We start from the raw sequence: 13,347 nt of genomic DNA on the forward strand, positions 1-13,347 counted from the left end.
GCTCCGCTGCCGGGGTCGCCGTGCCGATGCGGGGGAGGTGACCTTCCCGCCGTCGCTGCGAGCACGCGAGCCCGCCGCTGCCGCGCGCACGGCCGTCGTCGTCCTGGCCATCTGCGCCGGGATGCTGGCGCTGGTCGGACTGTTGGGGCCCGCCACGGACGGCGACGCGAGCCCGGCGGTGGTCTGGGCCTGCGTGATCGGGCTGGCCGGGGTGGCGGCCCTCTTCCACGTCGTGCCCGCGGAGCGCCTGGACCGCGCCGGCGCGTTCGTCGTCCTGGCCGTCGGCGGGGTGGCGGTGCTGTGCGTCCTGGCCGTCGTGAACGGGGGGACGTCGACCCGCGCGCAGGCGTTCCTGGCGTTCGTCGTGCTCTACGCGGGCTTCCACCTGCGGACGGCGGGCGCGGTGGTCGCCACGGTCGTCGCGGTGGCGGCCGGCGGGGTCATGCTGTTCGACGCCGCGCCCTTCAGCGGTGCCCTCACCGACTTCGCGTTCTTCGGCGCCATGCTGGGTGTGATCGGCGGTCTGCTCATCCGCTCCACCGACAAGCAGGAGCGCCTGGTGGCGGCGCTCCAGGAGCAGGCGGACGTCGACGCGCTGACCGGGATGGTCACGCGGCGGGTGCTCGACGAGGCGCTGGAAACCGGGGGCGCCGGCGCGGCGTCGTCCCAGGGCACCGCGCTGCTGCTCATGGACGTCGACCGGTTCAAGATGATCAACGACGTGCACGGCCACCTGGCCGGCGACGACGCCCTGGTGCACCTGTCCACCGTGATCAAGCAGCAGATCCGCGCCGCCGACGCGCTGGTCAGCCGGCTCGGCGGGGACGAGGTCGCCGTGCTGCTGCGCGACTGCTCGCGGGCCACCGCGGTGCGCCGCGCCGAGCAGCTGCTGGACGCCGTGTGCGGGGCGCCCCTGGTGCTCTCCGACGGGAGCAGCCTGGGCATGTCGGTGAGCGTCGGGGTGTCGCACCTCGCCGGCGCGGCCACCGATCTGCGTGAGCTCTACGCCGCCGCGGACGTCGCCCTGTACACCGCCAAGCGCGCCGGGCGGGGCCGGGTGGAGGTCGCGGCGGCCTAACCGGCCGGCGAGGGGAGGCGCAGGGAGCGGGCGGCGCCCGCGAGCGCCCGCAGGCTGAGCCGGCCGTCGGCTAGGCCGAGGTCGACCACGTCGTCGAACACGCCCTGGGAGCCGGCGGCGGCCCGGAACACCGAGTCCATCAGCGCCGGCCAGCGGCTCAGCCGGGAGGCCACCGACGAGTGCCGGAGGTGGCGGCCGAGCCGGTCGGCGAGCGCGCGCCGGTAGGCTGCGCCCGCGTCCGCCCCCCGGGTGGCGGCCTGCCCGGCGAGGGCGCCGGAGAGCACGGCGTAGAAGATGCCCTCACCGGTCAGCGGGTTGATCAACGCGGCGGCGTCACCGGCCAGGAGCACCCGCCCATCGGGCTGGCGGGGCCGGCCGGTGCTCAGCGGCAGCCGGTGGGCGCGGAGCTGCTCGGGCTCGGCTCCCGGCAGCAGCCGGTGCATGCCGGCGACGAGCTCGACCCGGGTGGCGCCGCCGGACACCAGCTCCCCGTACCCGACGTTGGCCCGTCCGTCGCCCAGCGGGAAGGACCACGCGTAGGCCGGCCAGCGCTGGTCGGTGGTCGTGATGACCTGGACGCCGCGCTGCCCGGGGGGCTCGGGGGCGTAGCCGCGGAGGGCGACGGCGAGCTGGTCGGGCCGGTTGCGCCGGGTGCCCAGCGCCCGGCGCACCACCGACTCCGCGCCGTCGGCGCCGATCAGCACCCCGGCGGTGACGGACCCGTCCACCTCGACCGCGTCGGCGTGCACCGCGATCCGCCGGACCACGTGCCGGCGCAGCACCGCCCCGGCGTCGCGGGCGGCCGCGATCAGCCGCGCGTCGAGCACCGCCCTGGGGATGACGTGGGAGGGCCGGGCGGTGGCCCGCTCGACCGTCGTCCCCCCGGGCGACCGCAGCCGCAGCCGCGGCACCGGCGGGAAGCCGGCGGTGAGGGCGGCCGGGCGCAGGCCGAGGCCGGCGAGGACGTCGAACGCCTCGGCGGCGATGCCGTCGCCGCACACCTTGTCCCGGGGGAACTCGGCGCGGTCGAGCACCAGCACCCGCGCCGAGGGCCGGGCCCGACGGGCGGCCAGGGCGGCGGCGGCACCGGCCGGCCCACCACCGACGACGACGACGTCCCAGTGCTCCACCCGTCCGACGCTAGGCAGTGGAGGGGCTCACCGCGCGACCGACCGCGGGACGCCGTCCCAGTTCTGGGAGAGCAGCCGCCGCCAGCTGTCCAGGTCGTGGTGCGCCGGTTCGGTCGTGGCGACGAAGTCCAGCAGCACGTCGCAGAAGCGGTCGGGCTCGTCGAGGTGCGGCCAGTGGCCCGCGTCCTCGAACACCTCGATCCGCGCCGACGGGACCGCGGCCCGGACCGGCTCGGCGTGCTGCGCCGGCACGATCGGGTCGCGACCGCCCCAGATGACCAGCATCGGCACGGAGTCGGCGAGGTACAGCCGGTCCAGCGCGGTCACCGCCTGCCCCCGCACGTCGACCGCCCCGCGCAGCGTGCGCAGGAACGCCCGCCGCGCCTCGGCGTCCTGCAGGGCCAGCAGCGCGTCGCCGGCCTCGGCGAGGTCGCGCACCCGCCGCCAGCCGGCGAGCGCCCCGAGCTGGTCGACGGCCCGCAGCCCGATGCGCAGCGGGCCGGAGATCCCGGCCAGCGCGGTGACCACGAGCTCGGCCCCGGGCAGGGTGGCCGCCCGCAGCCCCGCGGAGAGCTCCGAGCCCAGCCCGCCGCTGCCCACGAGCGCCAGCCGTTCGCAGCGCTCGGGGAACTGGTAGGCGAACTGCAGGGCGATGCCGCCGCCCAGCGAGTGCCCCACGACGGTGGCCCGTTCGACGTCGAGCACCGCGAGCAGGTCGCGCACGCCGTTGGCGTAGCCCGCGATCGAGTAGTCGCCGCGCGGCTTGTCCGAGTCGCCGTGCCCCAGCAGGTCGGGGGCGATGACGGTGTGCGACTCGGCGAGGCGGTCGATCACCCCGGCCCACGTCTGGCAGTTGTTCCCGATGCCGTGCAGCAGCAGCAGCGGCGGGCCGTCCCCCGCGCGGAGAAAGGCCCGCTTGTGCCCGTGGACGATCCGCGACTCTCGGACCTGACCGGTTGCCACGGCCCCAGTGCACCACGGTTCTTGTTGCTCTGCAGTCACGACGGCGCTGGTCAGGCCGGTGCGGGTGCCGTCCACTTCCGCGGCGGGTGCTCGTAGCCCTCGACGAACCGCAGCAGCCCGGCGGCGTCGCGGACCACGCCCAGCGCGTCGAGCCGGGGGCCGTCGAGGTAGCCGTCGTCCACCATGCGGCGGAGCTGGGCCAGCAGCGGCTGCCAGAACCCGTCGACGTCCAGCAGCGCCGCCGGCTTGGCGTGCAGCCCGAGCATGCCCCACGTCCAGGCCTCGAACAGCTCCTCCAGCGTGCCGGCGGCGCCGGGGAGCGCGACGAACGCGTCGGACAGGTCGGCCATGCGCGCCTTGCGCTCGTGCATGGAGGAGACCACCTCGAGCCGCGGGAGGCCGGGGTGGGCCAGCTCGTCGTCGACGAGGTGCTGCGGAATCACGCCGACGACCTCACCGCCGGCGGCGAGCGCGGCGTCGGCGACGACGCCCATCATCCCGACGCGCCCCCCGCCGTAGACGATCCCGACGCCGGCCTCGGCCAGCCCGGTGGCGAAGGACGCGACGGCCTCCGCGTGGGCCGGTGGCCCCGCGTGGGACCCGGTGAAGACGGCGATCCGCACCGGACGAGGCTATGCCGGGTGCCGGCGCGAGCTGCCGTCGACCCCGTCCCGGGCACCGCCGCGAGTCTGCGAGCGGTGGGGAGGACGGGGTCCTTCCTCAGCCGCCGTAGTAGCGGTAGACGGGCTCGGCGATGCAGACGGGCTTGTCGCCGCCCTCCCGCTCGATGACCGCGGCCAGCGTCAGCTGCAGGCCGCCGGCCACCTCCTCGACCGACTTCAGGGTCGCGGTGAGCCGCACCCGGGAGCCCACCGGGACGGGGGAGGGGAAGCGCACCTTGTTCAGGCCGTAGTTGACACCCATCACCGTGTCGGTGACGACGAGGACCTGCGAGGAGAGCGGGGCCAGCAGGGACAGCGTCAGGTACCCGTGGGCGATCGGGCCACCGAACGGGCTCTCCTTCTTCGCGCGCTCGACGTCGACGTGGATCCACTGGTGGTCGCCGGTCGCCTCGGCGAACTGGTTGACGTGCTCCTGGGTGACCTCGTGCCAGTCGCTGGTGCCGAGCTCCGTGCCGATCAGCCCGTTCAACTCGGCCATGGTCGTGGTGGTGCTCACGTGGTCGTCCTTCCCTGGGGTGGGCGGTGTTCCTGGGGACACTCTGCCTCTGATCACCAGGGCACTCAGAGGCAGAGGTTCCGCCGCACACCTTGCCCGGCCCGGCGCGACGGCGCGCGTGCGGGTGCGGCGGGTGCGGATGTCCTCTCCCGGGATGCTCGTGCCCTGCCCGCGGGGGTGGGCAGGGCACGAGTTCCGGCGGGGTGCCCCCGGCGGCCGCCCGCGCGAGCGGGTTCACTGGGCGGGTGCTCGCCTCGACCGACGGCTGGACCGCCTGCAGCCAGGGGCACCGTCACTGGGGGCGGGCCGGCGCGGCCGGCCTGCTGATCCACCGCGATGGTCCCGACGGTGTCGAGCTGCTGCTGCAGCACCGGGCCTGGTGGTCGCACCACGGCGGCACCTGGGGGACGCCGGGCGGCGCGCTGCACGCGGGCGAGTCGGCGGCCGATGGTGCGCTGCGCGAGGTGGCCGAGGAGCTGGGGCTGACGGCCGGCGACGTCGTGCTGGGCGCGCAGTCGGTGGACGACCACGGGGGCTGGGCGTACACGACGGTCCTGGCCCGGCCGGTGCGCCGGTTCGAGGCGGTCGACCTCCGGCTGGACGGGGAGAGCGACGGCGTGGCGTGGGTGCCGCTGGCGGGCCTGGCCGCGGTGGCCCTGCACCCGGGGCTGGCCGCCTCGCTGGACCGGCTGCGGCCGCTGCTCGCCGGCGACGACGCGTAGCCGGGGCCTGGGCGGCCCTCCCGGCGGGGGTGGGTGACCCGGCGGCTGCCGGTCCACCCCGCCCCGCGGGTTAGGTTCGGCGCATGAGCGCCCGCGACGACGTCTCCGAGATCTTCGACAGCTCCGCGTGGGCGCCGGTCGAGGGCTTCGACTTCAGCGACATCACCTACCACCGGGCGGTGGACGCCGGCGTCGTCCGCATCGCCTTCGACCGCCCGGAGGTGCGCAACGCCTTCCGGCCGCAGACCGTCGACGAGCTGATCACCGCGCTGGAGCACGCGCGGCTCTCCACCGACGTGGGGTGCGTGCTCCTCACCGGCAACGGGCCGAGTCCGAAGGACGGCGGCTGGGCGTTCTGCTCCGGCGGCGACCAGCGGGTGCGCGGGAAGTACGGCTACGAGCACGACAAGGGTCGCTCGAGCGGTCGGCTGCACATCCTGGAGGCCCAGCGGCTGATCCGCTTCATGCCGAAGGTCGTCGTCTGCGTCGTCCCGGGCTGGGCCGCCGGCGGTGGGCACAGCCTGCACGTCGTCGCCGACCTCACCCTCGCCAGCGCCGAGCACGCCCGGTTCAAGCAGACCGACGCCGACGTCGGCAGTTTCGACGGCGGCTTCGGCTCGGCCTACCTCGCGCGGCAGGTCGGGCAGAAGTTCGCCCGCGAGATCTTCTTCCTGGGCGAGGAATACGCCGCGGCCGACGCCCACGCCATGGGCATGGTCAACCGCGTCGTCCCGCACGCGGAGCTCGAGGCCACCGCCCTGGAGTGGGGCAAGAAGATCGTGGCCAAGAGCCCGACGGCCCAGCGGATGCTCAAGTACTCGTTCAACCTGATCGACGACGGCCTGGTCGGGCAGCAGCTGTTCGCGGGCGAGACCACCCGGCTGGCCTACATGGCCGAGGAGGCCGTCGAGGGCCGCGACGCCTTCCTCGAGAAGCGGGACCCCGACTTCGGCCGCTTCCCCTGGCATGTCTAGCGGAAGGACCCCTCCTCCCCACCCCTCGCACGTCCAGGGCGGTGCCCTGGACGGGGCCATAACCTGTCATCCATGAGGAGTTCGAAATGATCGTCGAGGTGATGACGGGCGCCGACGAGCGACCCGAGGCGCGGGTGGTCGACGTCGAGGACCTGGGCCGGCTGCACCTGGCCCTGGGCGCGGTCACCGACGAGGAGGCCGCCGAGGCGCTGGAGCGATCGGGCCTCGGCCGGCTGCAGGACGCCGAGACGGCCACCCTCGACGTGGCGGCGCTGCGGGCTGCCGCGGCGCCCCGGGCCACCGCCCCGGACTGGGACGCGCGGTGGGATCAGATGATCGCCGGCGCCCGGGCGCAGGGCTGGCTGTCCGAGGACGGGGCGAACCTGCGGGTGCACATCGAGAGCGCCGCGGGCGCCTGACCAGGCGGTCCTCCCCGGCGCCCGGCCGGGGCGCGCGGAAAGTTAGGTGTACCTCAGAGGACCGAGATCATTGTGGTGACCCCGTCCGGCAGCCAGGATGGCCGCGTGCATAGAACCAGCCGTGACAGGACGGCGTCGTGAGCGGTACGCCGGGCCGTCCGCTGAGTGCGGAGCTGTCGGAACAGCTGCTCGCCGTGGCCGTCGACATCCTGGCCGACGAGGGATGGGGCCGCCTGAACAGCGATCGCATCGCCGCCCGGGCCAGGGCCGGCAAGGCGGGCATCTACCGCCGGTGGCCGTCCATGGCCGCGCTCGCCCGGGCGGCGGTGAGCCGCTTCGAGCTGGTGGTGCTGCCCGAGGACTCCGGATCGCTGCGGGCGGACCTGCTGGGCCTGGTCAGCGCCCGCTGGACGCAGCCGCTGGACCGGCAGGAGCGCGCGGTGGCCAGCTTGGTGGGCGCGGCCCGGCACGACGAGGAGCTGCGGGCAGGGCTGGACGAGGCTCTCGTGCGCCCGCTGGCGGCCGCCGTCCAGACCGTCGGCGAGCGGGCCCAGCAGCGCGGGGAGCCCCTCCGGCTCGAGCGGCTGCGCTTGCTGGCCTCGGTGCTCGAGGCCTTCTGGTGGCAGCGCTACCGGATGGTCGAGCCGCTGACGGCCGAGCAGGTCGAGTGCATCGTCGACGAGGTGCTGGTGCCGATGCTGCGGCCGGTCGACGAGACCGTCGCCGCCTGACCTCCCGGCGGCGCCTCAGCCGACGCGGCGGGTCAGCGAGGCGACGTTCGCCGGTGGCTCCAGGCCCAGCTGCGCGTACAGCCCGCTCATCAGGCTGTCGGTCAGCGTCCGCACCTCGGTCGCGGCGGTGCGGTGGTCGGCGGCGTGCTCGACGACCCGCCGCTGCTCCACGACGACCACCCGGGACACGGTGAGCCAGAGGGCCGCGGCCAGGGGGGCGGCGATCCGCGGGCAGAACAGGACCGGCGAGGTGGCCATCCCGGGCTCGGGGTCGGTCTCCCACGCCTCGGCCAGCGCGACTGCCAGCTGCCGTTCGGCCTCGAACAGGATCCGCTGCTCGTAGCCGGCCAGTGCGGGGCTCTCGTGCACGGTGTCGGTGAACGTGCGTTCCTCGGGACGCACGTGCAGGGCCACGAAGTACGCGGCGCCCTCCGCCAGGTGGTCGCCCAGCGCGACCAGCGGCGTGGTCCCCGGCGGCCGGTTGCGGACCGCGTCGGCCGGGCCGTGCGGACACGGGATGCGCCCGTCGAAGAAGAGCTCCTCCTTCGTCGGGAAGTGGTTGAACACCGTCTGGACGGCGACGTCGGCCTCGCGAGCGATGTCGGCGACGGTGACCGCCTCGAACCCGCGCTCGGCGAACATCTCGTGCGCCACTGCCCGTACGTGGGCCCGGGTCTGCGCCTTCTTCCGCGCACGGCGGTCGCTGAGTTCACCCACGGTGCACAGCTTAGGCACCGAACGTGTCCACCGCCGTCAGGACCGACCGCCCGGTATGTCGCCGGGCGTGCTCTGGTCGGGGGCCTGCGCGGCGGACCGGGCGCCACCAGGCACGATGGCCGCGGATCGACCCGCCCGGGGCGACCGGACGACGACTGCGAGGAGGAGCCGCCCGGTGCGGACGAGAGCTGCGGTGCTGCGCGAGGCAGGAGCCGAGTACGAGATCGTCGAGCTGGAGGTTCTCGACCCCGGGCCCGGCGAGGTGCTGGTCGAGATGGCCTACGCCGGCCTGTGCCACTCCGACGAGCACCTGCGGCACGCCAACCCCGGCGGCCGCTACCCCATCGTCGGCGGGCACGAGGGCTCCGGCGTCGTCCAGGCCGTCGGCGCCGGCGTGACCGGGGTGGCACCCGGCGACCACGTCGTCACGAGCTTCCTGCCCGCCTGCGGGCACTGCCGCTACTGCGCCTCCGGCCGCTCCAACCTCTGCGACAAGGGCGCCACCATCGCCACGGGCCAGCTGCCCACCGGCACCTTCCCGTACCGCCTCGACGGCGAGCCGCTGGGCGGGTTCTGCATGATCGGTGCCTTCGCCCGGCACACGCTGCTCAGCGAGTTCTCCTGCGTGCGGATCGACCCCTGGCTGCCGCTGGAGACCGCGGCCCTCGTCGCCTGCAGCGTGCCCACCGGCTGGGGTTCGGCGGTGTACTCCGGCGGGGTGCGGCCGGGCGACACCGTGGTCGTGGTCGGCCTCGGCGGGGTGGGCGTCAACGCCGTCCAGGGGGCCGTCCACGCCGGCGCCATGCACGTCATCGGCGTCGACCCGGTGGCGATGAAGCGGGAGTTCGCCGAGTCGCTGGGCGCCACCCGCACCGTCGCCGACGCCGGGGAGGCGGTGGGGCTGGCGCGCGAGCTCTCCCGGGGCACCGGTGCCGACGTCGTCGTCGTGACGGTGGGGAAGATGACCGGGGAGGTCTACAAGGCCGCCTCGGCCTGCCTGGGCAAGGGCGGCACGCTCGTGCTCACCGCCCTCGCCGACCGGCCGGAGGAGGGCCGGGCGACGCTCAACGGTCAGCTCACCACGGTGTTCGAGCACCGCGTGCAGGGCTCGATGTTCGGCTCGTGCAACCCGTTCACCGACATCCCCCGGCTGCTGCGGCTGCACGAGGAGGGTCGGCTCGAGCTCGACCGGCTGATCACCCGCCGCTACGCCCTCGACGAGGTGAACCAGGGCTACCGCGACCAGGCCGCCGGCGAGACGGTCCGCGGGCTGCTCGTCCACGCCGACTGAGGAAACACCCCGTCGCCCACCCCAGCACTCGCTCCGCTCGCGCCGGGCCCTGCGACGGGGCGAGCCTCTGGACGGAGCCGGCGTTCGGAACGGGCGCCGGGTGGGCAGCCCCGGGGGCGTGAGCTCTCCCCGTATCGCAGTCCTCGACGTCGACGGCACGCTCGTCGACACCAACTACCAGCACGCCCTCGCCTGGTACCGGGCCTTCCGGTCGCTGGGGGAGACCTTCCCGATCTGGCGGATCCACCGGCTGATCGGCATGGGCGGCGACCGGCTCCCGGCCGCGCTCGGCGGGGACGACGTCGAGGAGCGCATCGGCGGCCAGGCCCGTGAGCGCTGGACCGAGGAGTTCGACCGGCTGATCGACGAGGTCGCGCCGCTGCCCGGCGCCCGGGAGCTGGTGCAGGCGCTCCGTGAGCGGGGGCACCGCGTGGTGCTGGCCAGCTCCGGCAAGGCGAAGCACGTCGACCACTCGCTGGACCTGCTCGACCTGCGCGACCTGGCCGAGGCCTGGACCACCAGTGACGACGTCGAGTCGAGCAAGCCCGCCCCCGATCTGCTCGAGGTGGCCGTGAAGAAGCTGGGCGAACCCGTGGGTGCGCCGAGCGTGATGGTCGGCGACTCCGTCTTCGACGTGGCGGCGGCGAAGCGCGCCGGGATGCCGGCCCTCGTCGTGCGCTCCGGCGGGTTCGGGGACGACGAGCTGCGCGAGGCCGGGGCGATCGACGTCTTCGACACCCCCGGTGACCTCGCCGCCGCCCTGGATCGCCTCGACCTGAGCTGACCGGAGGACCGCCCGAGGGGCTCCGCGGATGCTCTGCCTCTGAGTGCAGGTGCACTCAGAGGCGGAGCGAGCGGGGAAGGGATCCCGGAGGGCGCTGGGACGGTGCCGGTGCGTGCGGTGGTGGGTTGCGGCGCGGTGCGGCGGTGCGGCGGTGCGGAGGCTCAGGAGGCCGTGGAGGAGCGGCCCAGGCGGCGCAGCGCTTCGTCCGGGTGGTCGGTGATCATCGCGTCGACGCCGAGCGACACGAGGAAGTCGATGTCGGCGGCCGTGTTCGCCGTCCACACGTGCACCTCCTTCCCGGCGGCGTGCGCCTGGGCGACGTACCCAGGGTCGGCCCGCAGCAGCGCCAGCCCCGGGCCGACGGCGCTCATCGCACCCCCCAGGAGCTCGGTGCGCACCGAGCGCAGGCGCTTGCCGATGAGCTGCACGGTCGGCACGCCCGGTGCGAGCGCGCGGATCCGGCGCACGGCGAGCTGGGAGAAGCTCATCACCCGGAACGCCGGCCGCCCGGCCCACTGCGCCGGCCGGTCGCCCTGCAGGAGGCCGTAGCGGCGCAGCGACCGCACCAGCTCCTGCTCCACCCGGTTGGTGTGCCGGGTCGGGTGCTTGGTCTCGATGGCGAGCCGGACGGAGCCGGGGGTGGCGGAGGCGTACTCGAGCAGCCGGTCGAGGGTCAGCACCAGGCCGTTCTCGATGTCGGGCTCGTCGGTGACGGCGGTGATCGTGTCGTCCCTCCACCGGTCCAGCCGGCCGCGCCGGGCGCCGAACCGGAACTGCTCCAGCTCGGCGAGGTGCAGGGCGGAGACGACGCCGCGGCCGTTCGACGTGTGCCGGATCCTGCGGTCGTGGACGCAGACGAGCACGCCGTCGCGGGTCATCCGGACGTCGACCTCCACCGCGTCGGCACCGACGATCGCGGCGTTCCGGTACGCGGCCAGGGTGTGCTCGGGGGCGTCCGCGGTGGCCCCGCGGTGGGCGACGACCTCGGGGCCGCTCACCGCAGCGGGCGGGCAGAGCGGCGCGCAGCGCGGACGGGAGGCACGCGGGGATCCTCCCCGCCCGCCGCGCGTTCCGCGAGCGGTGGGCGCCGCCGTCAGACGGCGAGGCGCGCGCGGTACTCGGGCACGCTGATCATCGGCGGGCGCTCGTCGACCGCGACGGCGTTGCTGCGCGGCACGAACCCGGCGCCGTCGTGCCGGAACTGGGTGAGCAGCCCGCTGGGCTGGCGGGTGCACGCCGCCCGGGCCAGCACGGTGGCGACCACCTGGCCGGCCATCTCGCCCAGCGCCTCGACGCTCTGCGAGGTGTGCCGGCGCTCGCCGAGGTCGACCTGGGCCAGCGAGGAGAGCCCGCCCAGGCCCAGCAGGTCGACGAGCAGGCCCACCTCCACGCCGTAGGCCGAGACGAACGGCACCTGCTCCAGCGCCGCGCGGCGCCCGGCGTACTCGCCGCCGAGGGGCTGGACGAAGCCGGCGAGCTCCGGCCACAGCGCGTTGAGCAGCGGGCGGGCGGTGAGCTCGGTGACCCGGCCGCCGCCGGCGGGCTGCTCGGCCCCGCCGACGGACAGCGGCCGGGTGTAGCAGCCCTTGACGTAGCTGACCTGCGGGTCGGTGAGCAGCGGCCCCAGCAGGCCGGGCACGTAGTGGGCGACGTCGCCGAGCAGGTCGGCGTCGAGGAAGACGACCAGGTCGCCGGTCGTGGCGGCCAGCGACTTCCACAGCGCCTCGCCCTTGCCCCGGCGGGTGCCCATCGCGGGCAGCACGTCGGTGGTGGCGACGACATCGGCGCCGGCGGCCCGGGCGACGTCGGCGGTGGCGTCCGTGCTGTCGGAGTCCACGACGACCAGCTCGTCGACCAGCGGCACCCCGCGCACCCAGTGCGCGTGCAGGTCGGCGACCAGCCGGCCCACGGTCGCCTCCTCGTTGCGGGCGGGGAGGACGACGCTGACCCGGTGCCCGCCACGGCGCTTGGCCTGCAGCAGGGCCGCGGGATCGACCTGCGCCAGGGAGCGCGCAGCGGTGGTGCGATCGGCGAACCAGGCGCGGGCGTCAGGTCTCACGCGCCCACTGTCGTCCAGCTCCGGTGCGGGCACCAGGCGGTCTCCCCGGTGTTCACCGGGCCGTCACGTGAACGTTCCGGCGGTGAGCGATCGGGTCGGTGCGGGCCCGCAGGAATCGGCTCGTGGGGCCGCGTCACCCGGTCGGGGAACCGGTCCCGGTGGGCGCTGAGTCGCGGGCCGGCCGGACCTCCCGCACGATGCGGGCATGACCTCGGGTCAGCTGCCCGCAGCGCGCGTGGGAGGCGAGGAGCGGCGGCGGGTCGCGCTGCTGCTGGAGACCGCCGACGTCCTCGCTGACCGGGCCTCGCGCACCCCCGACGCGGTCCAGGCCCAGGTGCTGCTGCGCCGGTCCGCCCAGCGCCGGGCGCAGGCCGCGCGCCTGGCGGCGGAGAGCCCGCCGGGGGGCGACGGCCGCCGCGCGGGCGGTGCCCCGCCGGGTGCGGGGAGCGCCGCCCGGCCCTGACGAGGTCACCGCGCGGGGCCGCCGTTCCTCGGGAAGGGCGGACCGAGCCCGGGCGCGGTTACCGTGGTCCGATGCTCCGCTGGCTCTGCGCCCTCGTCGCCGGAGCCGTCGTCTCCGGGTTCGCCTTCCTGCTGGTCACCGGCGAGTACCGCAACGAGGGACCGGTGCTGCTGACGATCGTCGGCAACCACGGCGTGCACGCCGGTGACCTGTTCATCCTGGCGGGGTGGGCGGTCGCCGTCCTGGCGCTCCTCGTGCTCGCGGCCGCCCCCTGCCCGCGCCGGCCCGCCGAGGCGCCGCCGCGGGGCTGACGCCGCCGTCCTGCGCTTTTCTTGCGGATCGCTGGACACGACCCTGCGGCTGGCCGCGCAGGGTGGCTCGTGCCGGGATGGAGCCGCCACCCCGGTACGAGCAGGGGAGGCAGCGACGTGAGCAGCCGGACGAGCAGCGCCGTGGCGCACCAGAGCACCACCGCGAAGGTCGTGGGCACGGTCGCCGTGCTCGCCGCGGTGGGCGCGGTCGCGGGACTGGGGACCCTCGGCGGGTTCAGCAGCAGCGACAGCGTGGACACCGAGGTGCAGGCGGGGGTGGTGTCGATCCGGCTGGATGCCGCGGCCGGCGGGCAGAGCGTGCCGTTCTCCGGCGGGGCGATGCTGCCCGGCGACGTCGTGCAGGTGCCCTTCGACCTGCGCAACGACGGGGACGTGCCGCTGTCGTCGGTCGGCTTCCGCTCGGTGGCGCGGGGGGGGGGGGGGGGGGGGGGCGGCGCCGGGCGCCGCCCGCCCCGACTCCCGCCCGCCAGCGCCCCCCCCCCCTCCCCCCCGGGCGCGGGGGGCG

At 75.5% G+C, this 13,347-nt stretch carries 17 protein-coding genes; 10 read left to right on the top strand and 7 right to left on the bottom strand.

From position 1 onward, the window contains the following. Window positions 1-37 precede the first annotated feature (37 nt). On the top strand, window positions 38-1,078 hold the full coding sequence (locus ACI79Q_RS10635) for a GGDEF domain-containing protein (protein WP_456614669.1): 1,041 nt from the start codon (window positions 38-40) through the stop codon (window positions 1,076-1,078). On the opposite strand, the gene ACI79Q_RS10640 is transcribed toward ACI79Q_RS10635, so the two are convergent. The 4 genes from ACI79Q_RS10640 to ACI79Q_RS10655 all read right to left on the bottom strand — a co-directional run bounded on the left by ACI79Q_RS10640 (window position 1,075) and on the right by ACI79Q_RS10655 (window position 4,350). Beyond that, window positions 1,075-2,208 (bottom strand): geranylgeranyl reductase family protein, encoded by a 1,134-nt coding sequence (locus ACI79Q_RS10640; RefSeq protein ID WP_456590622.1) that lies wholly within the window; start codon window positions 2,206-2,208, stop codon window positions 1,075-1,077. The two genes, ACI79Q_RS10635 and ACI79Q_RS10640, sit on opposite strands and share 4 nt — an antisense overlap. A gap of 27 nt (window positions 2,209-2,235) precedes the next feature. Then, window positions 2,236-3,171 (bottom strand): alpha/beta fold hydrolase, encoded by a 936-nt coding sequence (locus ACI79Q_RS10645; protein WP_456590623.1) that lies wholly within the window; start codon window positions 3,169-3,171, stop codon window positions 2,236-2,238. 50 nt (window positions 3,172-3,221) lie between these two features. Continuing rightward, a complete protein-coding gene (locus tag ACI79Q_RS10650) occupies window positions 3,222-3,794 on the bottom strand; it encodes an LOG family protein (protein WP_456600239.1) in 573 nt (190 codons plus the stop codon). A gap of 97 nt (window positions 3,795-3,891) precedes the next feature. Then, window positions 3,892-4,350, bottom strand: a complete 459-nt coding sequence (locus ACI79Q_RS10655) for a MaoC family dehydratase (protein ID WP_456590625.1) — start codon at window positions 4,348-4,350, stop codon at window positions 3,892-3,894. Window positions 4,351-4,595: 245 nt separating this feature from the next. Here ACI79Q_RS10655 and ACI79Q_RS10660 point away from each other — a divergent pair, with 245 nt between their 5' ends. The 4 genes from ACI79Q_RS10660 to ACI79Q_RS10675 all read left to right on the top strand — a co-directional run bounded on the left by ACI79Q_RS10660 (window position 4,596) and on the right by ACI79Q_RS10675 (window position 7,196). Continuing rightward, window positions 4,596-5,072 (top strand): NUDIX domain-containing protein, encoded by a 477-nt coding sequence (locus ACI79Q_RS10660; RefSeq protein ID WP_456597308.1) that lies wholly within the window; start codon window positions 4,596-4,598, stop codon window positions 5,070-5,072. 83 nt (window positions 5,073-5,155) lie between these two features. After that, window positions 5,156-6,046: a 1,4-dihydroxy-2-naphthoyl-CoA synthase gene (locus tag ACI79Q_RS10665; protein ID WP_456614670.1), complete on the top strand. Its 891-nt coding sequence runs from the start codon at window positions 5,156-5,158 to the stop codon at window positions 6,044-6,046. An 86-nt stretch (window positions 6,047-6,132) separates the two neighbouring features. Further along, a complete protein-coding gene (locus ACI79Q_RS10670; protein ID WP_456590628.1) occupies window positions 6,133-6,465 on the top strand; it encodes a hypothetical protein in 333 nt (110 codons plus the stop codon). Window positions 6,466-6,602: 137 nt separating this feature from the next. After that, window positions 6,603-7,196 carry a TetR-like C-terminal domain-containing protein gene (locus ACI79Q_RS10675; RefSeq protein ID WP_456613591.1) on the top strand — a complete coding sequence of 198 codons (594 nt, stop codon included), beginning with the start codon at window positions 6,603-6,605 and terminating at the stop codon, window positions 7,194-7,196. A gap of 15 nt (window positions 7,197-7,211) precedes the next feature. Here ACI79Q_RS10675 and ACI79Q_RS10680 read toward each other — a convergent pair whose 3' ends face one another. Continuing rightward, complete coding sequence (locus ACI79Q_RS10680) at window positions 7,212-7,913, bottom strand: TetR/AcrR family transcriptional regulator (protein WP_456613592.1); 702 nt, start codon at window positions 7,911-7,913, stop codon at window positions 7,212-7,214. A 175-nt stretch (window positions 7,914-8,088) separates the two neighbouring features. Between ACI79Q_RS10680 and ACI79Q_RS10685 the strand changes: the two genes are divergently transcribed. Both ACI79Q_RS10685 and ACI79Q_RS10690 read left to right on the top strand, forming a co-directional pair. Then, a complete protein-coding gene (locus ACI79Q_RS10685) occupies window positions 8,089-9,204 on the top strand; it encodes an NDMA-dependent alcohol dehydrogenase (RefSeq protein ID WP_456590631.1) in 1,116 nt (371 codons plus the stop codon). Window positions 9,205-9,322: 118 nt separating this feature from the next. Further along, window positions 9,323-9,988 (top strand): HAD family hydrolase, encoded by a 666-nt coding sequence (locus tag ACI79Q_RS10690; RefSeq protein WP_456590632.1) that lies wholly within the window; start codon window positions 9,323-9,325, stop codon window positions 9,986-9,988. A gap of 161 nt (window positions 9,989-10,149) precedes the next feature. Here the strand turns inward: ACI79Q_RS10690 and ACI79Q_RS10695 are convergent, their stop codons facing one another. Together ACI79Q_RS10695 and ACI79Q_RS10700 are read right to left on the bottom strand one after the other, a co-directional pair. Next, the gene (locus tag ACI79Q_RS10695) at window positions 10,150-10,986 is read right to left on the bottom strand and encodes a glycerophosphodiester phosphodiesterase (protein ID WP_456590633.1); all 837 of its coding nucleotides are present in this window, start codon (window positions 10,984-10,986) and stop codon (window positions 10,150-10,152) included. Window positions 10,987-11,081: 95 nt separating this feature from the next. Further along, on the bottom strand, window positions 11,082-12,047 hold the full coding sequence (locus ACI79Q_RS10700) for a glucosyl-3-phosphoglycerate synthase (protein ID WP_456590634.1): 966 nt from the start codon (window positions 12,045-12,047) through the stop codon (window positions 11,082-11,084). Between the two features lie 205 nt (window positions 12,048-12,252). Here ACI79Q_RS10700 and ACI79Q_RS10705 point away from each other — a divergent pair, with 205 nt between their 5' ends. The 3 genes from ACI79Q_RS10705 to ACI79Q_RS10715 form a co-directional block, all read left to right on the top strand. Next, window positions 12,253-12,510, top strand: coding sequence for a hypothetical protein (locus tag ACI79Q_RS10705; RefSeq protein WP_456590635.1), 258 nt, complete (start codon window positions 12,253-12,255; stop codon window positions 12,508-12,510). Between the two features lie 71 nt (window positions 12,511-12,581). Beyond that, window positions 12,582-12,821 (top strand): hypothetical protein, encoded by a 240-nt coding sequence (locus ACI79Q_RS10710; protein ID WP_456590636.1) that lies wholly within the window; start codon window positions 12,582-12,584, stop codon window positions 12,819-12,821. 117 nt (window positions 12,822-12,938) lie between these two features. Next, window positions 12,939-13,347 (top strand): hypothetical protein (locus tag ACI79Q_RS10715; RefSeq protein ID WP_456614671.1); only part of this gene is annotated, 409 nt, incomplete at its 3' end.

Source organism: Blastococcus sp. SYSU DS0828 (assembly GCF_054050975.1).